General features: G+C 72.8%; 14 protein-coding genes. 11 read left to right on the forward strand and 3 right to left on the reverse strand.

The genetic code is table 11. The features are described 5' to 3' along the window. Positions 1-98: 98 nt before the first annotated feature. Both ACWGE1_RS23875 and ACWGE1_RS23880 read right to left on the reverse strand, forming a co-directional pair. Positions 99-344 carry an antitoxin gene (locus ACWGE1_RS23875; protein ID WP_453422527.1) on the reverse strand — a complete coding sequence of 82 codons (246 nt, stop codon included), beginning with the start codon at positions 342-344 and terminating at the stop codon, positions 99-101. A 23-nt stretch (positions 345-367) separates the two neighbouring features. Next, positions 368-535: a gliding motility protein gene (locus ACWGE1_RS23880; protein WP_453422528.1), complete on the reverse strand. Its 168-nt coding sequence runs from the start codon at positions 533-535 to the stop codon at positions 368-370. A 227-nt stretch (positions 536-762) separates the two neighbouring features. Between ACWGE1_RS23880 and miaA the strand changes: the two genes are divergently transcribed. The 6 genes from miaA to hflX all read left to right on the forward strand — a co-directional run bounded on the left by miaA (position 763) and on the right by hflX (position 8,786). Further along, a complete protein-coding gene (miaA, locus tag ACWGE1_RS23885; protein WP_453422529.1) occupies positions 763-1,701 on the forward strand; it encodes a tRNA (adenosine(37)-N6)-dimethylallyltransferase MiaA in 939 nt (312 codons plus the stop codon). 132 nt (positions 1,702-1,833) lie between these two features. Next, positions 1,834-2,346, forward strand: coding sequence for a hypothetical protein (locus tag ACWGE1_RS23890; protein WP_453422548.1), 513 nt, complete (start codon positions 1,834-1,836; stop codon positions 2,344-2,346). Positions 2,347-2,399: 53 nt separating this feature from the next. Then, positions 2,400-3,275, forward strand: a complete 876-nt coding sequence (gene dapF, locus ACWGE1_RS23895) for a diaminopimelate epimerase (RefSeq protein WP_453422530.1) — start codon at positions 2,400-2,402, stop codon at positions 3,273-3,275. 140 nt (positions 3,276-3,415) lie between these two features. After that, the gene (locus ACWGE1_RS23900) at positions 3,416-5,497 is read left to right on the forward strand and encodes a RelA/SpoT family protein (protein WP_453422531.1); all 2,082 of its coding nucleotides are present in this window, start codon (positions 3,416-3,418) and stop codon (positions 5,495-5,497) included. Between the two features lie 120 nt (positions 5,498-5,617). After that, a complete protein-coding gene (locus ACWGE1_RS23905; RefSeq protein WP_453422549.1) occupies positions 5,618-7,153 on the forward strand; it encodes a M1 family metallopeptidase in 1,536 nt (511 codons plus the stop codon). Between the two features lie 127 nt (positions 7,154-7,280). Next, entirely contained in the window at positions 7,281-8,786 is a 1,506-nt protein-coding gene (gene hflX / locus ACWGE1_RS23910) for a GTPase HflX (RefSeq protein WP_453422532.1), read from the forward strand. Positions 8,787-8,908: 122 nt separating this feature from the next. Here hflX and ACWGE1_RS23915 read toward each other — a convergent pair whose 3' ends face one another. After that, positions 8,909-10,078, reverse strand: coding sequence for a trypsin-like serine peptidase (locus ACWGE1_RS23915; RefSeq protein ID WP_453422533.1), 1,170 nt, complete (start codon positions 10,076-10,078; stop codon positions 8,909-8,911). Between the two features lie 190 nt (positions 10,079-10,268). Here ACWGE1_RS23915 and ACWGE1_RS23920 point away from each other — a divergent pair, with 190 nt between their 5' ends. The 5 genes from ACWGE1_RS23920 to ACWGE1_RS23940 all read left to right on the forward strand — a co-directional run bounded on the left by ACWGE1_RS23920 (position 10,269) and on the right by ACWGE1_RS23940 (position 18,802). Continuing rightward, a complete protein-coding gene (locus tag ACWGE1_RS23920; protein ID WP_453422534.1) occupies positions 10,269-11,744 on the forward strand; it encodes a diaminobutyrate--2-oxoglutarate transaminase family protein in 1,476 nt (491 codons plus the stop codon). Positions 11,745-11,765: 21 nt separating this feature from the next. Continuing rightward, positions 11,766-14,048: an IucA/IucC family protein gene (locus ACWGE1_RS23925; protein ID WP_453422535.1), complete on the forward strand. Its 2,283-nt coding sequence runs from the start codon at positions 11,766-11,768 to the stop codon at positions 14,046-14,048. Positions 14,049-14,079: 31 nt separating this feature from the next. Then, the gene (locus ACWGE1_RS23930; RefSeq protein WP_453422536.1) at positions 14,080-14,787 is read left to right on the forward strand and encodes a GNAT family N-acetyltransferase; all 708 of its coding nucleotides are present in this window, start codon (positions 14,080-14,082) and stop codon (positions 14,785-14,787) included. Between the two features lie 99 nt (positions 14,788-14,886). Next, positions 14,887-16,779 carry an IucA/IucC family protein gene (locus tag ACWGE1_RS23935; protein WP_453422537.1) on the forward strand — a complete coding sequence of 631 codons (1,893 nt, stop codon included), beginning with the start codon at positions 14,887-14,889 and terminating at the stop codon, positions 16,777-16,779. Positions 16,780-16,831: 52 nt separating this feature from the next. Then, a complete protein-coding gene (locus tag ACWGE1_RS23940; protein WP_453422538.1) occupies positions 16,832-18,802 on the forward strand; it encodes an ATP-dependent DNA helicase in 1,971 nt (656 codons plus the stop codon). The last annotated feature ends 34 nt before the right edge of the window (positions 18,803-18,836 follow it).

The following is an 18,836-nucleotide window of genomic DNA, read 5'->3' on the forward strand; positions in this document are numbered from 1 at the left end:
CCCGCCGCCGGCCCGGGCCGACGCCGCCCCGGGCCGCGGACCCCCCGAGGGGGCCCGGGCCCGGCATCAGCTGGTCCCGCGCCCCTTCCGGTACCGCGTCAGGAAGCGGCCGGCGGTGTCGGCCCGCCGGGAGCGTCCTTGTGCGCGATCTTCCCCAGGGCGTCCTTCGCCTTGCCCGTCCCGCTCGTGATCTGGCCGCTGTACTTGCCCTTGGTCTTGGCATCCACGGCCTTGGCCACCTTGTCCAGACTCTCGCCGATCCTGCCCTCGTGCTGGAGCGCGAGGTCGCCGACCTTGTCCTTCGCGGGAGCGATCTTGGCCTTCAGATTGTCCAGCAGGCCCATGGGTCACCTTCCGTTGGCGGTCGCTACGTGCGGGCGCCCTCGCCGGTCTCGCTGTCCGCGGCCACCTCGGCCGACTGTTGCTTCGGAATCTCCACGGCTTCCACCGGTTCGCTCTCCGCAGCAGCAGGCTCGGCCCCTTCGGCCGCACCGGACTCCGCCGTCAGGTCAACCGCCGCGACCTCCTCGGTCACGACCTCGCCCTTACGACGAAAAAACCGATCAAAAACGCCCATGTCTACTCCCGTAACGTTACTCGTGTGAGCGAAGTTCCGCGTTGGCCGGACCGGCCTGCGCCGGGCGTACGCAGGGCGTAGGCACGGCCGGAACCTCGCCAGGGCAACGACCCCGACCCGACCCCGTCACGTAACTCGATCGGGTACATGGCCGTGTCTTGACGGGGGGCTGCGAGACTGGGGCGGTGAGGAAAGCAGCCCCCGCCCCGCGGGTCATCGCCGTCGTCGGTCCCACCGCGGCAGGAAAGTCCGACCTGGGCGTCGCCCTGGCCCGCCATTTCGACGGCGAAGTCGTCAACGCCGACTCCATGCAGCTCTACCGGGGGATGGACATCGGCACCGCCAAACTGACGACCGAGGAGCGCGGCGGCGTCCCGCACCACCTCCTCGACATCTGGGACGTCACCGACACCGCCAACGTCGCCGACTACCAGCGGCTGGCCCGTCTGGAGATCGACAAACTGCTGGCCGAGGGCCGCACCCCCGTCCTCGTCGGCGGATCCGGCCTGTACGTCCGGGGCGCCCTGGACGTCATGGAGTTCCCCGGCACCGACCCCGAGGTCCGTGCCCGGCTGGAGGAAGAGGTCACGCTGCGCGGATCCGGCGCCCTGCACGCCCGCCTCGCCGCCGCCGACCCGGCCGCCGCGCAGGCCATCCTGCCCAGCAACGGCCGCCGCATCGTCCGCGCGCTGGAAGTGATCGAGATCACCGGCCGCCCCTTCACCGCCAATCTGCCCGGCCACGAGTCCGTCTACGACACCGTGCAGATCGGCGTCGACGTGGCCCGGCCGGAGCTCGACGAGCGGATCGCGCTGCGGGTGGACCGGATGTGGGAGGCCGGGCTGGTGGACGAGGTCCGCGCGCTGGAGGCCCGCGGCCTGCGCGACGGAATCACTGCCTCCAGGGCCCTTGGCTACCAGCAGGTCCTTGCCGCTCTCGCGGGCGAGTGCACCGAGGACGAGGCCCGGGCCGAGACCGTCCGGGCGACCAAGAGGTTCGCCCGCCGCCAGGACTCCTGGTTCCGCCGCGACCCGCGCGTGCACTGGCTCAGCGGGGCCGTCGCGGACCGGGGGGAACTCCCCGGACTCGCGCAGTCGTTGGTCGAACGAGCGGTCACAGCCTGATCACGTGATGGCATCGGGACGCCTCACGCGCCAGTAGCGGGGCCGGGGGCGTGCCATCATCAAACTCCAGCGGGTGCGGTCACCTGCGATGAACGGCGGCGTACTGAGTCCGAGTGGGGAGGGCGCGTGGCGATGGAGGCCGGCCCTCGCGACACCGGGCGGGACGACACCCGGAAGGAAGCGGACCCGATGCTTCTGGACGGGACGGACGGGCCCGCGGGACTCGGGCTGCCCGCCGATCCGGCGCGACTGACGCCCGACGGCCCGGACGCCCCGGACTCCGCCGAGGCGGAGGCCGCCGCCGGACCCGAGTTCGAGGTCGAACTGCGCCCGCAGCGCCGACTGCGCCTGTGGCAGATCGCCCCCATCGCGATGCTCGCCGCCACCGGTTCGCTGATGTTCGCCTTCCCGCTCGCCTTCGAGTTCGGTGACGGCGGAGCCGTGGTCGCCATGCTCGGCTTCCTGATCAGCTGCTGCGCCGGAGGCTGGGGAATGATGGCCGCCCGACGGGTCGGCTACACGTGGCCCGGTCTCCCGGCCCGGGGGAGCGGCCGCCGCCCGGACTGGCGCATGGCCGCGCTGTACGCCGTGGTCGCACTGGCCGTCGTAAGTCTCGCCGTGTACCGGGTCGCCCGGCTCCGCTGACCGCCCCTCGGACGCTCCGGCCCCTCTGAGCCGGTGCTGGGTACCATGGGCGGGTGACGCAGACCACCCTCTCCTTCCTCAAGGGCCACGGCACCGAGAACGACTTCGTGATCCTCCCGGACCCGGACAACGCCATCGAGCTGCCCGGGTCCGCCGTCGCGAAGCTGTGCGACCGGCGCGCCGGCATCGGCGCCGACGGCGTCCTGCACGTCGTCCGGACCGCCGCGCACCCGGAGGCCGCGCACCTGGCCGACGAGGCGGAGTGGTTCATGGACTACCGCAACAGCGACGGCTCCATCGCCGAGATGTGCGGCAACGGCGTGCGGGTCTTCGCCCGCTACCTCCAGTACGCCGGACACGTCGAGCCCGGAGACCTCGCCGTCGCCACCCGAGGCGGCATCAAGCGGGTGCACCTCGACAAGGGCGGCGACGTCACCGTCTCCATGGGCCGCGCCGAGCTGCCCGAGGGCGAGGTCACGGTCAGCGTCGGACCGCGGAGCTGGCCCGCACGCAACGTGAACATGGGCAACCCGCACGCCGTGGCCTTCGTCGAGAGCCTCGACGACGCCGGAAACCTTTTCACCGCCCCGCCGTTCAGCCCGGCGTCCGCCTACCCGGCCGGGGTCAACGTCGAATTCGTCGTCGACCGCGGTCCCCGGCACGTCGCCATGCGCGTCCACGAGCGCGGCTCCGGCGAGACCCGCTCCTGCGGCACCGGCGCCTGCGCCGTCGCCGTGGCCACCATCCGGCGCGACGGCGCGGACCCGGCCGTCACCGGCGAACCGGTCGCGTACACCGTCGACCTCCCCGGCGGAACCCTGATCATCACCGAACACCCCGACGGGCAGATCGACATGACCGGACCCGCCGTGATCGTGGCTGCCGGTGAGTTCGACGCGGCCTGGCTCACCGAAACGGCTTTCGGCTGAAGCTTCCCTCTAATGGGTGATCCGTTTCACGCTGAGCGAGAGGTGGACTGCGCCACGTGGTGGGGTCGGTAACATCAGGCACCGGCCCTGAGGGCTCACCCCATGCCCGCCACCGCCGGTCGAAGCCGCCGGAGGTGCCCATGAGTGCAGAGGCCACGAACCCCGAAGCACACCCCGAAGCGCGCCCTGAGCTCCGCAGACGGGGGCGGACCAGGCTCGATCTGCGCCGGCTCGGGCGTGCGGCCCTGCTCGGGCCGACGTCCCGGGACCGGCTTCCGGACGCGATCGGCCACGTGGCCGAGGCGCATCGCGCCCACCATCCGGACGCTGATTTGTCCGTTCTGCGGCGTGCGTATCTGCTCGCCGAGACCTCGCACCGCGGGCAGATGCGAAAAAGTGGTGAGCCGTACATCACACATCCACTCGCCGTCACCCTGATCCTCGCCGAACTCGGCGCCGAAACCACCACCTTGACGGCCTCTCTGCTCCACGACACCGTCGAGGACACCGACGTGACCCTCGACCAGGTCCGTGCGGAGTTCGGCGGCGAGGTCTGCTTCATCGTCGACGGCGTCACCAAGGTGGAGAAGATCGACTACGGCGCCGCCGCCGAACCCGAGACCTTCCGCAAGATGCTCGTCGCCACCGGCAACGACGTCCGCGTCATGTCCATCAAACTCGCCGACCGGCTCCACAACATGCGCACCCTGGGCGTGATGCGCCCCGAGAAGCAGGCCCGCATCGCCAAGGTCACCCGGGACGTCCTCATCCCGCTGGCCGAACGGCTCGGCGTCCAGGCCCTCAAGACCGAGCTGGAAGACCTCGTCTTCGCGATCCTGCACCCCGAGGAGTACGAGAGCACCCGCGCGCTCATCGCCGCCCACGCCGGCGAACGCGACCCGCTCCCCGCCATCGCCGACTCCGTACGGAGCGTCCTGCGCGACGCCGGCATCGGCGCCGAAGTACAGGTACGGCCGCGGCACTTCGTCTCCGTGCACCGCATCGCGCGCACCCGCGGCGAACTGCGCGGCTCCGACTTCGGCCGCATCCTCGTCCTCGTCGGCGAGAACGCCGACTGCTACGCCGTACTGGGCGAGCTGCACACCTGCTTCACCCCGGTCGTCTCGGAGTTCAAGGACTTCATCGCCACCCCGAAGTTCAACCTCTACCAGTCGCTGCACACCGCCGTGGCCACCCCCGAGGGCTACGTGGCCGAGGTCATCGTGCGGACCCGGCAGATGCACCGCGTCGCCGAGGCCGGCGTGGTGGCCCTCGGCAATCCGTACGCCACCGCCACGCCCGACGCCGCCGCCGATCCGGACGAGGAGCGGGTGGACCCGACGCGGCCCGGCTGGCTGTCCCGGCTGCTCGACTGGCAGCAGTCCGCACCCGACCCCGACACCTTCTGGACCGTGCTCCGGGCGGAGCTGGCCCAGGACCGGGAGATCACCGTGTTCCGGGCCGACGGGGGCACCCTGGGCCTCCCGGCCGGAGCCAGCTGTATCGACGCCGCCTACGCGCAGCACGGCGAGGCGGCCCACGGCTGTATCGGCGCCCGGGTCAACGGGCGCCTCACCTCCCTGTCCTCCCCGCTGTCCGACGGGGACACCGTCCAGCTGCTGCTCGCGCAGGACGCCTCCTCCGGGCCCGCCGCCGAGTGGCTGGACCACGCGCGGACCCCCGCCGCCCGGATCGCCATCAGCAGCTGGCTCGAATCCCATCCCGACCGGGCCATGGCCACGACCTCGGCCGCGCGGGCGCCGCTGTCCGTGGTCGGGGCCCGCGGTGGCGGGGGCAACGCCGTCGCCGACCTGCCGGACGCCACGGTGCGGCTGGCCGGGTGCTGCACCCCGGTGCCGCCGGACGCCGTCGCCGGCTTCCTGGTCCGCGGCGGGGCCGTCACCGTGCACCGCATCCACTGCGCGGCGGTGGCGCAGATGCGCGCCGTGGGGCGCACCTCCGTCGCCGTGCACTGGCGGGCCACGGCCGACTGCCGGGTCACCCTGCTCGCTGAATCGTTCGGCCGCCCGCATCTGCTGGCCGACCTGACCGAGGCCATCGCCCGCGAGGGGGTCGAGGTGGTCTCCGCGACCGTGGAACCGCCGGTCGAGCAGCGGGTCCGGCACACGTACACCCTGCAGCTGCCCGACGCGACCGGGCTGCCGGCGCTGATGCGGGCGATGCGGGACGTGCCGGGCGTGTACGACGTCAGCCGGGCGTAGGCGGGGCTTCGTCACGGCGTCAGCCGGGCGTAGGCCGGGACGGCTCCGGAAGGTCCCGTTCGGGTGGACCCGTCGCGCGCCGTACGCGGCCGTGCGGCGGGCGCTGGTAAGCGGTGGTGGATGCAGCTCTCCTCCCCGCGCCTGCGCGCCGCCCTGCTCGCGGCGGCCTCCCTCACCCTCGTCGCCGCCGTACTGCCCCCGCCGACGCCCCTGGGCATCGGCGACCGGCTCTTCCCGGAGCTCGGGAACCCCGGGTACGACGTGCTCTCGTACGACCTGTCCTTCGCCTACAAGGACAACCTGAGCCCGCTCGACGCGGTCACCGTCATCGACGCCCGGGCCACGGAGCGGCTGGAGCGCATCAACCTGGACTTCACCCACGGCAAGGTGGCGTCCGCCGAGGTCAACGGGGAGCCGGCGCGGTTCGACAGCGTGGGGGAGGACCTCGTACTGACGCCCGCGCGCGCGGTGGCGCACCGGATGCCCCTGCGCATCACGATCCGGCACACCAGCGACCCGCGCGGCCGCGGGGACGGCGGCTGGGTGCCCACGGAGGACGGCCTGGCCATGGCCAACCAGGCGGACGCCGCGCACCGGGTCTTCCCCTGCAACGACCACCCCGCCGACAAGGCGTTCTTCACCTTCCGGATCACCGCCCCGGCCGGCCTCACGGCCGTCGCCAACGGTGAGGCGGTGGCCCCCGCCCTGCGGATGGGTCCCTCGACGACGTGGACGTACCGGACCCGGCACCCGATGGCCACCGAGCTGGCCCAGGTCTCGGTGGGCCGGTCCGAGGTCGTGCACGGCACCGGACCGCACGGGCTGCCGCTGCGCGACGTGGTGCCCGCCCAGGACCGGAAGCGGCTGGATCCCTGGCTGAAGAAGACGGCCGGGCACATCGAGTGGATGGAGGAGCGGGTCGGCCGCTACCCCTTCGAGAACTACGGGGTGCTGATCGCGCGGGCGACGACCGGCTTCGAGCTGGAGACGCAGACCCTGTCGCTCTTCGAGAGCAATCTCTTCGCGGGCGAGGGCTACCCCGAGTGGTACGTCGAGTCCGTGATGGTCCACGAGCTCGCGCACCAGTGGTTCGGCGACAGCGTCACCCCGCGGACCTGGTCCGACCTGTGGCTCAACGAGGGACACGCCACCTGGTACGAGGCCCTGTACGCGGACGGGCTCGGCAAGTACTCCCTGGAGCGGCGCATGCGCGAGGCGTACCAGCGCTCCGACCAGTGGCGGGCGGCGGGCGGCCCCCCGGCCGCCCCGAAGGCCGCCGCACCCGGCGAGAAGATCGGGCTGTTCCGGCCGGTGGTCTACGACGGGGCCGCGCTGATCCTCTACGCGCTGCGGCAGGAGATCGGCACCCCGGCCTTCGAGCGCATCGAGCGGCGCTGGGTCACGGAGAACCGGGACGGGGTCGCGGGGACGGCCGACTTCGTGCGCCTGGCCTCGCAGGAGGCGGGCCGGGACCTCGGGGCCTTCCTGGAGCCCTGGCTGTACGGGACCACGACCCCGCCGATGCCGGGGCACCCGGAGTGGAGCGGGAAGGCCGCCTCCGGGAAGGCCGCCTCCGGGAAGGCCGCGAAGGGCGGGCGCGAGGGCGGGCGTGAGAGCGGGCGTGAGAGCGGGCGCGAGGGCGGGAGCGCTCAATAAAGGGTGTGACCGGTGAGGAACGGGCATGTCACCATCGACGGGGCCGCGCGGGGAATCCCCCGGCGGTGTGACACGTTGGACGTGACAGTTAACGTGACACTGCTATTCGAATCGACGTAAGGATCCAATGACCTCCTCTTCTTCCCCTTCCCAGGACGAGCGGGACGCACAGGACGTGCGGGACTCGCAGAGCTTCACCGAGAGCCTTCGGGCCGATGCCCTGATGGAAGAGGACGTCGCCTGGAGCCACGAGATCGACGGAGACCGGGACGGCGAGCAGTTCGAACGCTCGGAGCGCGCGGCCCTGCGCCGCGTGGTCGGCCTCTCCACCGAGCTCGAAGACGTCACCGAGGTCGAGTACCGGCAGCTGCGCCTGGAGCGCGTCGTGCTCGTCGGTGTCTGGACCTCCGGCACCGTCAACGACGCGGAGAACTCCCTCGCGGAGCTCGCCGCCCTCGCCGAGACGGCCGGTGCCCTCGTCCTCGACGGCGTGATCCAGCGCCGTGACAAGCCGGACCCGGCCACCTTCATCGGCTCGGGCAAGGCGCGCGAGCTGCGTGACATCGTCATGGAGAGCGGTGCCGACACCGTGGTCTGTGACGGTGAGCTCAGCCCCGGCCAGCTCATCGCCCTCGAGGACGTCGTCAAGGTGAAGGTGGTCGACCGGACCGCCCTGATCCTCGACATCTTCGCCCAGCACGCCAAGTCCCGAGAGGGCAAGGCGCAGGTCGCGCTCGCGCAGATGCAGTACATGCTGCCGCGACTGCGCGGCTGGGGTGCCTCGCTGTCCCGCCAGATGGGTGGCGGCGGCGGTGGCGGCATGGCCACCCGAGGTCCCGGTGAGACCAAGATCGAGACCGACCGGCGACGGATCCGCGAGAAGATGGCGAAGATGCGCCGGGAGATCGCGGAGATGAAGACCGGCCGTGACATCAAGCGGCAGGAACGGCGCCGGAACAAGGTGCCCTCGGTCGCCATCGCCGGATACACCAACGCCGGCAAGTCCTCGCTGCTCAACCGCCTCACGGGCGCGGGCGTGCTGGTGGAGAACGCACTGTTCGCCACCCTCGACCCGACCGTGCGCCGGGCCGAGACGCCGAGCGGCCGGGTCTACACCCTGGCCGACACGGTCGGCTTCGTCCGGCACCTGCCCCACCACCTGGTCGAGGCCTTCCGCTCCACGATGGAGGAGGTCGGGGACTCCGACCTGATCCTGCACATCGTGGACGGCTCGCACCCGGCGCCGGAGGAGCAGCTGGCGGCGGTGCGCGAGGTGATCCGCGAGGTCGGCGCGGTCAACGTGCCCGAGATCGTCGTGATCAACAAGGCGGACGCTGCGGATCCGCTCGTACTGCAGCGGCTGCTGCGGATCGAGCGGCACTCCATCGCCGTCTCGGCGCGGACGGGCATGGGCATCGAGGAACTCCTCGCGCTCATCGACTCCGAGCTGCCGCGGCCCGAGGTCGAGGTGGAGGCCATGGTGCCGTACACGCGCGGCTCGCTGGTCGCCAAGGCGCACGCCGAGGGCGAGGTGATCTCCGAGGAGCACACCCCGGACGGCACCCTGCTCAAGGCGCGGGTACACCAGGAACTGGCGGCGGACCTGGCGCCGTACGCGCTCGCCAAGCGCTGAGCACGCCTGACGGTGTGAGTGCGTGACTGCGTGATGACCGAGGCCCCCCTGCGGTGCAGGGGGGCCTCGGTCATTCGGTCACTCGGTCATTCGCCCGGCCCAGGGGGCCGGGCCGGCCGGGACTACTTGAACTTGCGGCTGACGGCGTCGAAGATGCCCTTCGCCTCCGGACCCAGCCGGGGTCCGGCCAGCCAGCCCGCCTTGGCCGGGCCGATCGAGGTGTTCGAGACCAGCGCCGGCTTGCCGTCGGCGCCCGCCGCGACCCAGCCGCCGCCGGAGGCACCACCGGTCATGGTGCAGCCGATGCGGTACATCACCGGTTCGTTGGCCTTCAGGGACAGCCGGCCCGGCTTGTCCGTGCACTGGAAGGCGCGCTGGCCGTCGAATGGAGCCGCCGCCGGGTAGCCCGTCGCCGTGATGCCCGCGACCTTCGGCACGGCCTGGGCGCTGAACTCCACCGGGAGCGCCGAACCGACCGTCTCCTCCAGGGACTTGCTGTTGCCCTTCTCGGGCGTCACGTGCAGCACCGCGAAGTCGTACGGGGCACCCGCGCCGCCGGTCGGACCGCCGGTCGCGATCCACTGGTCGGAGGTCTGCGCCCAGTCGCTCCACCAGACGCCGAACGGGGCCACCTGCTCGCGGGGCGCGCCCTTGAGCTGGGCCGCCGGCTTGCCCGCGTTGTTGTAGGACGGGACGAAGGCGATGTTGCGGTACCAGCCGCCGGACTTGCCCGCGTGCACGCAGTGGCCCGCCGTCCAGACCATGTTCGACTTGCCGGGGTGGGCCGGGTCCTTGACCACGGTCGCCGAGCAGACCATCGAGCCCTCGGGGCCGTCGAAGAAGACCTTGCCGGACTCCGGAACGCTCCGGTGGTAGGGCGCGCTGGCCTGCTTCGCCGTCACCGGCACCGGAGTCGGGTCGGTGACACCCTGGTCCTTGCCCGCGTCCGGGTCGACGGCCGGGCGCTGCGGCTGCTCGGCGTCACGCATGCGGTCCGGGTCCCACAGGTCCTCGATGATCGGGTTGATGTAGTCGCCCGCCTCGCGGAGCCAGTCCTCCTCCTTCCAGTTCTTCCACTCGCCGCCCTTCCACTTCTCCAGGTCTATGCCGTGTTCCTTGAGCTTGTCCTTGAGCTGGTCCGGGATCTTGATCCCGTCCGCGCCCGGCAGGCTCGCCGCCACGGTCGGCTTGGCGTCGCCGCCGGCCTCCCCGTCGCCGGGGCCGCAGGCAGCCGCGGTCAGCGCGAGCGAGGCCGCGCACAGGATCGCGGTGACCGGTCGGTTCGGTCGCATGTCTTTTGTCCCCCTGGGAGTTCGAGGCGTGGAGTGCAGCTCCCCCACTATGCCGCTGCCGCACAGGACGACACAGCCCGGGGCCGCGGTTCCGGGTGCTCACCCCTTGCGCAACAAGGATCTTGAGTCAACCCGTGATCCGCTGCCGTCACCGTCGTTAGTACGTACGGGGGATGGGGGAGCAGCGTTCATGTTCGAGACGCAATCCGGAAGAGCAATCCGTGCGGGAGGTCCGACACTCGTGGCTGTCACCGAGCCGGCCGCGGCGGCGGCCGCGACCGAGTTCCCGCATCAAGTGCCGCCGCAGGGAAGCCGGGTGACGGACCAGGGCGGCCCGGGCGGGCCCGGGGAACGCGGTGGTCCGGGGGGCTGCGCCGCCCCCGAGGGCATCCTGCGCAGGCAGGCGCAGCGCGAGTCCGCCGCCCGGACGTACGCGCGGTCCCTGCCCATCGTCCCGGTGCGGGCCCGCGGGCTGACCATCGAGGGCGCCGACGGGCGGCGATACCTCGACTGTCTCTCCGGCGCCGGCACGCTCGCCCTCGGGCACAACCACCCCGTGGTGCTGGAAGCCATCCGGGGCGTCCTCGACTCGGGGGCACCGCTGCACGTGCTGGACCTCGCGACCCCGGTCAAGGACGCCTTCACCACCGAGCTGTTCGCCAACCTGCCGCCCGCGCTGGCCGCCGACGCGCGCATCCAGTTCTGCGGGCCGGCCGGCACGGACGCGGTGGAGGCCGCCCTCAAACTGGTGCGCACCGCGACCGGACGCTCCGGGCTCCTCGCCTTCACCGGCGCCTACCACGGCATGACCGCCGGCGCCCTGGACGCCTCCGGGGGCGCCCCCGGGGTACGGGTGACCCGGCTGCCGTACCCGCAGGACCTCCGCTGCCCGTTCGGCGTCGGCGGCCCCGAAGGAGCCGAACTCGGCGCGCGGTGGACCGAGAACCTGCTGGACGACCCGAAGGGCGGCGTGCCCGCCCCCGCCGGAATGATCGTCGAACCCGTGCAGGGCGAGGGCGGGGTGATCCCGGCCCCGGACGGCTGGCTGCGCCGGATGCGCGAGATCACCGCGGCCAGGGGGATCCCGCTGGTCGCCGACGAGGTGCAGACGGGGGTCGGCCGGACCGGCGCCTTCTGGGGGGTCGACCACGCCGGGGTGGTGCCCGACGTGATGGTCCTCTCCAAGGCGATCGGCGGCAGCCTGCCGCTCGCGGTGATCGTGTACCGGGCCGACCTGGACGTCTGGACACCCGGGGCGCATGCGGGCACCTTCCGCGGAAACCAGCTCGCCATGGCCGCAGGCACCGCCACGCTCGCCTTCGTGCGCGAGAACCGCCTCGCCGAGCGCGCAGCCGCCCTGGGGGAGCGGATGCTGGCCGCCCTGCAGGGCCTGGCCTGCGGCCATCCCTGCATCGGCGACGTACGGGGCCGGGGCCTGATGATCGGCATCGAACTCGTCGACCCCGACACCGGGGCCGCCGCACCCGTCCTGGCCGCCGCGGTACGCCAGGAGTGCCTGCACCGCGGCCTGATCGTCGAACTCGGCGGCCGCCACGGTGCCGTGGTCCGCCTCCTTCCCCCGCTGACCCTGACCGACGAGCAGGCCGCGGCGGTCCTCGACCGCCTGGCCGACGCCATTCCGGCCGCCGCCCGCCGGACCCACTGACCCGCACCCCGAGGACCCGCGATGCCAGACCCGCACCAGTCCACCCCCATCACAGGGACCCAGCCGAACCAGTCATCCGCGGCGCCGGTTCCCGACAGGCCCGCCACACCGCCGGGCCCGGCGGCGCCGCTGCCGTTGCCCCTGCCGGACCCGGGGGCCGTCACCCCGGGGCAGCCGTCATCGCCGTCGGGCACCGCGGCCCCCGTACGGGAGCCCGCCGAGCCGCCCGCCCCCACGCCCCGGCCCGACGTGGCCGAGGCACAGGGCCCGGCGCCCGCGGCCGCCCCGCCGGTTCAGTCCGCAGCCGCCGAGGACACACCGGCCCCGCCCCAGGCCAGCACCTCGACCCACGCCGACGGAGCCAGAGCGGAGCCCCCGATCACCGGTGCGGCGGGCACGCCCGCCGCACCGGACGAGCGGCCCTCCGCGGCGGCCGCCACCAGCGCAACCGCCGCCGGGGCAACGGCCGCCGGGGCAACGGCCACCGTGCCCCGGCAGAAGGACGGCACACCCTCCCGGCCCCGCGCCGTATGGACGAGCCCCCTCCGGCTGGAGCCGACCACCCTGCCCGACCTCCTGAACCACCCCGACCCGGCCGTCGCCGCCGAAGCCGCGGCGGTGGAGAACCTGCTCCGCTGCTGGGTCCGCGAATCAGGGCTCGGCTGCCCCGACGGCCCCGCCGGAACACCCCTGCGCATCCCCCTCCCCGCCTCCGGCACCGCCCTGCTCGTCCCCGTCCGCCACTGGTCCCACTCCGGCTGGCACCGCTTCGGCCCGGCCCGGCTCGAAGGCACCGCCGCCGCCGCGCCCTGCCTCGACGCCGTCACCGTCGCCGCACTCATCGCCCGCGAGGGCACGAGCGGCGGCCGCGGCGCCGCCGACCTCGTCGGCCGGGTCGCCGACTCGGTCCGCCGTACCGCCGAGTTCATCGCCGACCGTCGGGAACGCCCCACCGCTCCGGCCCCCGTGGGTGCGGACCGCTTCCTGACCGCCGAACAGTCCCTCCTCCTCGGTCACCCCCTCCAGCCGGACCCGAAGAGCCGCGAAGGACTCTCCGAGGCCGAGGCACGCCGCTACTCACCCGAACTCCACGGCTCCTTCCCCCTGCACTGGTTCGCGATCGAACCGGCCGCCCTCGCGAGCGAGTCGGCCTGGACCGAGAGCGGCCGCCCCGTCTCCGCGCCGCAGCTCCTCGGCCGACTCGCCCCGGGGCTCCCCCTGCCCCACGGCGCCACCCCCCTTCCCCTGCACCCCTGGCAGGCCCGCGACCTGCTCCAGCGTCCCGCCGTCACCGCCCTCCGCGACGCCGGACTTCTGCACGACCTGGGCCCGCACGGCGAGCCCTGGTACCCCACCTCCTCCGTCCGCACCGTCCACCGGCCTGGCGCCCCCGCGATGCTCAAGCTCTCCCTGGGCCTGCGCATCACCAACTCCCGCCGCGAGAACCTCCGCAAGGAACTCCACCGCGGTGTCGAGGTGCACCGGCTGCTCCGCACCGGCCTCGCGGAGCAGTGGCAGGCGTCCCACCCCGCCTTCGACATCGTCCGCGACCCCGCCTGGGTCGCCGTGGACGCCCCTGACGGCACCCCGGTCCCCGGGCTCGACGCCCTGCTGCGCCACAACCCCTTCCGCCCGGGCGACGACCCCGTCTGCATCGCCGCACTCACCTCGCCCCGCCCGTGGCCCGGCCGGACCACCATGAGCTCCCGCCTCGCCGAACTCGTCACCGGCCTCGCCACCGCCACCGGACACAGCACGTCCGCCGTCGCCGCCGAGTGGTTCCTGCGCTACCTCGACCACGTGGTCCTGCCGGTCCTCGCCTTCGACGCCCTCGCCGGTATCGCCCTCGAGGCGCACCAGCAGAACACCCTGGTGCTCCTCGACCCGGCCGGCTGGCCGGTCGGCGGCCGCTACCGCGACAACCAGGGCTACTACTTCCGCGAATCCCGCCGCGCAGAACTGGAGCACCGGCTCCCCGGAATCGGCAGCTCCAGCGACACCTTCGTCTCCGACGCCGTCACCGACGAACGCTTCGCCTACTACCTCGGCATCAACAACGTGCTCGGCCTCATCGGCGCCTTCGGATCCCAGCGACTCGCGGACGAACGCGTCCTCCTCGCCGCCTTCCGCCGCTTCCTCGCCAAGGCCGCGGGCCTCGGCCCGCTCCCCACACGGCTGCTCGACTCACCCACCCTGCGCTGCAAGGCGAATCTGCTCACCCGCCTGGGCGGTCTCGACGAGCTGGTCGGCCCCGTCGACACCCAGTCCGTCTACGTCACCATCACCAACCCCCTTCACGATTGACGCGTCGGCGCCGACGCGGAGAAGAGCCCCGATGCGCTCCACCGACACCCAAGCCCCCGCCACGGGATCCACCCGCTACGCACGCGCTGCCGCCGGCGTCGTGCAGGACACCGAGGGACGGCGCGTTCCACGCCTCAACATCGGCCTGTTGCCCCTGCTCGCCGAGGCCGACCTGCTCGACTCCCCCGCCACCTGGGGCAGCGTCACCACACCCGCCGGAGCCTTCCGCCTCGAACCCGTACGTCCGGGCCGTGACCTGGAGCTCCTCACCGGGTGGATGAACGATCCCGAGGTGGCCGCCTACTGGGAGCTCGCCGGCCCCGCCGCGGTCACCGCGGCCCACCTGTCGGCCCAGCTCGACGGCGACGGCCACAGCATTCCCTGCCTCGGCCTTCTCGACGGCACGCCGATGAGTTACTGGGAGATCTACCGGGCCGACCTCGACCCGCTCTCCGGGCACTACCCGGCGCGCCCCCACGACACGGGTATCCACCTGCTCATCGGAGACGGCACGAACCGCGGCCGCGGACTGGGAACGGCTCTGCTGCGCACCGTCACCGAACTGATCCTCGGCAACCGCCCCCGCTGCACACGCGTCGTCGCGGAACCGGACATCCGCAACACCCCCTCCGTATCAGCCTTCCTGAGCTCCGGTTTCCGCTGCTACGCGGAAATCGACCTTCCCGAGAAGCGGGCCGCCCTGATGGTCCGGGAGCGGGTGCTGCGCAATCTCCTCTGAGTGCCGCCCCGCAGAACCCGACCGTCGTCGGCAGCTTCGCACCTCTCCCTTCGATAACTCTGCGTGACGAAGCAAAGTTCCCGATCCTCGAGGAGTCCCGTGCCGAACTTCCCCGCAGCCCACGACGCGGCCGAGCCGGCCGTGCCGCCGTCACCCCAGCACCCCAGCACGCCGCCCGAGCTCAACAGCGCCACCTGGGACCTCGCTGCCCGCCGGCTCCTCGCCAAGATGCTCGGCGAGTTCGCCTACGAGGAGATCATCCGCCCCGTCCCCACGCCGGCCGCCGCCGGCGACGCCTGGACCCTGACCCTGGACGACGGCAGCAGCCTCGGCTTCCGCGCCCGCCGCCGCTCGTACGGCAGCTGGCACGTCAGCCCGGACACCATCACCCTCACCCCGCCGGAGCCCTCGCCGCCCTCGCCGACCGCGGCACCCACCCCGGGCGGCTCCGGGAGTCCGACCGCCTTCGGGGACCCGTACGCCTTCCTCATCCGGGCCCGCACCCTCCTCGGCCTCGACGGACCCACCCTCGGTCACCTCGTCCGCGAACTCAGTGCCACCCTCGCCGCCGACGCCCGGCTCGACCACACCGCGCTCACCGCCGACGTCCTCGCCGACCTCGACTACGCCGCCCTGGAAGGTCACCAGACCGGCCACCCCTGGCTCGTCCCCAACAAGGGCCGCATCGGACTCTCCGCCTCCGACACCGCCGCCTGGGCCCCCGAGGCCCGCACCGGCCAGCGGCTGCCCTGGCTCGCCGCCCACACCTCGATCGCCACCTACCGAGGCACCGCCGGTCTGGCGGACCCCGCCCGCCTCTACGGGGCCGAGCTCGGCCCCGTCACCCGCGCCACCTTCGACCAGCGCCTGCGCGACCGCGGCCTCGACCCGCTCCACTACCTCTACTTCCCGGTCCACCCCTGGCAGTGGGACGAGGTCGTCCTCCCCCTCTTCGCCCCCGCGCTCTCCTCCGGCGCCCTCGTACCGCTCCCCGCCGATCCCGACGTGCGCCTCCCGCAGCAGTCGGTCCGTACCTTCCTCAACCTCAGCCGTCCGGACCGGCACAGCGTCAAACTCCCGCTCTCCGTCTTCAACACGATGGTCTGGCGCGGGCTGCCGTCCGACCTCGCGCTCGCCGCCCCCGCCGTCACGGCCTGGATCCACTCCCTCCGTGACGGCGACCCCTTCCTCCGCGACGAGTGCCGGGTCGTCCTGCTCGGCGAGGTCGCCTCCGTCACCGTCCGCCACCCCGTCTACGACGCGCTCCCCGAGGTCCCGTACCAGTACAAGGAGCTCCTCGGCGCGATCTGGCGCGAGCCGCTCACCGGTCTGCTGGCACCCGGCGAGCGGGCCCGTACCCTCGCCTCCCTCCTCCACACCGACCCGCGCGGCCGGTCCTTCACCGCCGAGCTCGTCGCCCGGTCCGGGCTGACCCCCACCGTCTGGCTGCAGCGGCTCTTCGCCGCCCTCCTGCCTCCGCTGCTCCACTTCCTCTACCGCTACGGCACCGTCTTCTCCCCGCACGGCGAGAACGCCGTCGTGATCTTCGACGAGCACGACGTGCCGGTCCGGCTCGCGGTCAAGGACTTCGTGGACGACGTCAACATCAGTGACGAACCGCTGCCCGAGCTGGAGTCCCTGCCCGACGAGGTCCGGGCGGTCCTGCTCACCGAGCCCGCCGACTTCCTGCCCCAGTTCATCCACTCCGGGCTGTTCGTCGGCGTCTTCCGGTACCTCTCGGCCCTGTGCGAGGACCGCCTCGGCGTCGCGGAGAGCGGGTTCTGGTCCCTCGTGCGGGCGGAGATCCTCCGCCATCAGGCCCGCTTCCCCGAGCTCAAGGACCGCTTCGAGCTCTTCGACCTGCTCGGCGAACGCATCGGCAGGCTCTGCCTGAACCGGAACCGGCTCCACGAGGACGGCTACCGCGACCGCCCCGACCGCCCGCACGCGGTGCAGCACGGCACCGTGCCCAACCCTTTGTACCGGCCATGATTCCTCGTCGGTGCGCTCTCTGTCAGTGCGGCCCCGTAGGGTTGGCAGTGCTATGACGAAGCCCTCCCTCCCCGACCTGCTGCACGCCGCCGTCTCCGCCGTGGGCGGCACGGAGCGCCCCGGCCAGGTGGCCATGGCCGAAGCCGTCGCCGAAGCGATCGACGACAACTCCCACCGGCTGATCCAGGCCGGTACCGGCACCGGTAAGTCCCTCGGCTACCTGGTGCCGGCCCTCGCCCACGGCGAGCGCGTGGTCGTCGCCACGGCGACCCTCGCCCTCCAGCGGCAGCTCGTCGAGCGCGATCTGCCCCGGACGGTGGACGCACTGCATCCGCAGCTGCGCCGCCGCCCCCAGTTCGCCATGCTCAAGGGCCGGTCCAACTACCTGTGCCTGCACCGCCTGCACGAGGGTGCCCCGCAGGACGAGGAGGACGGCCTCTTCGACCAGTTCGAGGCGGCCGCTCCGACCAGCAAGCTCGGCCAGGACCTGCTGCGTCTGCGCGACTGGGCGGACGAGACCGAGACCGGCGACCGCGACGACCTGACCCCGGGCGTCTCGGACAAGGCCTGGTCGCAGATCTCCGTCTCCTCGCGCGAGTGCCTGGGCGCGACGAAATGCGCGTACGGCGCGGAGTGCTTCGCGGAGGCCGCCCGCGAGCGGGCCAAGCTCGCGGACGTGGTCGTCACCAACCACGCACTGCTCGCCATCGACGCCATCGAGGGCGCCCCGGTACTGCCGCAGCACGAGGTACTGATCGTCGACGAGGCCCACGAGCTGGTCTCCCGGGTGACCGGGGTCGCCACCGGCGAGCTCACACCGGGCCAGGTCAACCGCGCGGTGAAGCGTGCGGCCAAGCTGGTCGACGAGAAGACCGCGGACGCCCTGCAGACCGCCTCCGAATCCTTCGAGCGGGTCATGGAGCTGGCCCTGCCGGGCCGGCTGGAGCAGATCCCCGAGGACCTCGGCTACGCGCTGATGTCCCTGCGGGATGCCGCGCGCAATGTGATCTCGGCGATCGGCGCGACCCGCGACAAGTCGGTCCACGACGAGGACGCGGTGCGCAAGCAGGCGCTGGCCGCCGTCGAGAGCATCCACGGGGTGGCGGAGCGGATCACCAACGGCTCCGAGTACGACGTCGTCTGGTACGAGCGCCACGACCGCTTCGGCGCCACCCTCCGGGTCGCCCCGCTGTCGGTGTCCGGCCTGCTGCGCGAGAAACTGTTCGAGGACCGCTCCGTGGTCCTGACCTCCGCCACCCTCAAGCTGGGCGGCGACTTCAATGGCGTCGCGGCCTCCCTGGGGCTGTCCCCCGAAGGCGTCGAGGGGGACGACGTGCCCGTCTGGCGCGGCCTCGACGTCGGCTCGCCCTTCGACTACCCCAAGCAGGGCATCCTCTACGTCGCCAAGCACCTGGCCACGCCGGGTCGCGAGGGGACCCGCGGCGACATGATGGACGAGCTCGCCGAGCTGATCGAGGCGGCCGGCGGCCGTACCCTCGGCCTCTTCTCCTCCATGCGCGGCGCCAAGGCGGCCGCCGAGGAACTGCGCGGCCGGCTCGACAACCCGATCCTGCTCCAGGGCGAGGAAACCCTCGGCGAGCTGATCAAGTCCTTTGCCGCCGACCCGAAGACCTGCCTGTTCGGGACCCTCTCGCTCTGGCAGGGCGTGGACGTGCCCGGCCCCAGCTGCCAGCTCGTGATCATGGACCGGATCCCCTTCCCGCGCCCCGACGACCCGCTGATGAGCGCCCGCCAGAAGTCGGTCGAGGAGCACGGGGGCAACGGCTTCATGGCCGTCGCGGCCACGCACGCCGCCCTGCTGATGGCGCAGGGTGCGGGCCGCCTCGTTCGGGCCTCCGGTGACCGGGGCGTCGTCGCGGTCCTGGACCCCCGGCTGGCCACCGCCCGCTACGGGAGCTTCCTGCGGGCCACGCTGCCGGACTTCTGGTACACCACGGACCGCAACCAGGTGCGCCGCTCCCTTGCCGCGATCGACGCGACGGCCAAGGCCGACGGCAAGTAGCCGGCCAGAGCCCTTCCGCCTGCGCGGCGCGCCC

The sequence above is a fragment of the Streptomyces sp. NPDC054932 genome, assembly GCF_053610205.1.

Excerpts from the sequence above, each read along its gene's own strand:
- ACWGE1_RS23875 (WP_453422527.1), bottom strand. The coding sequence starts at position 344 with ATGGGCCTGCTGGACAATCTGAAGGCCAAGATCGCTCCCGCGAAGGAC.
- ACWGE1_RS23890 (WP_453422548.1), top strand. The coding sequence starts at position 1,834 with ATGGAGGCCGGCCCTCGCGACACCGGGCGGGACGACACCCGGAAGGAA.
- ACWGE1_RS23900 (WP_453422531.1), top strand. The coding sequence starts at position 3,416 with ATGAGTGCAGAGGCCACGAACCCCGAAGCACACCCCGAAGCGCGCCCT.
- ACWGE1_RS23905 (WP_453422549.1), top strand. The coding sequence starts at position 5,618 with ATGCAGCTCTCCTCCCCGCGCCTGCGCGCCGCCCTGCTCGCGGCGGCC.
- hflX (WP_453422532.1), top strand. The coding sequence starts at position 7,281 with ATGACCTCCTCTTCTTCCCCTTCCCAGGACGAGCGGGACGCACAGGAC.
- ACWGE1_RS23915 (WP_453422533.1), bottom strand. The coding sequence starts at position 10,078 with ATGCGACCGAACCGACCGGTCACCGCGATCCTGTGCGCGGCCTCGCTC.
- ACWGE1_RS23920 (WP_453422534.1), top strand. The coding sequence starts at position 10,269 with ATGTTCGAGACGCAATCCGGAAGAGCAATCCGTGCGGGAGGTCCGACA.
- ACWGE1_RS23925 (WP_453422535.1), top strand. The coding sequence starts at position 11,766 with ATGCCAGACCCGCACCAGTCCACCCCCATCACAGGGACCCAGCCGAAC.
- ACWGE1_RS23930 (WP_453422536.1), top strand. The coding sequence starts at position 14,080 with ATGCGCTCCACCGACACCCAAGCCCCCGCCACGGGATCCACCCGCTAC.
- ACWGE1_RS23940 (WP_453422538.1), top strand. The coding sequence starts at position 16,832 with ATGACGAAGCCCTCCCTCCCCGACCTGCTGCACGCCGCCGTCTCCGCC.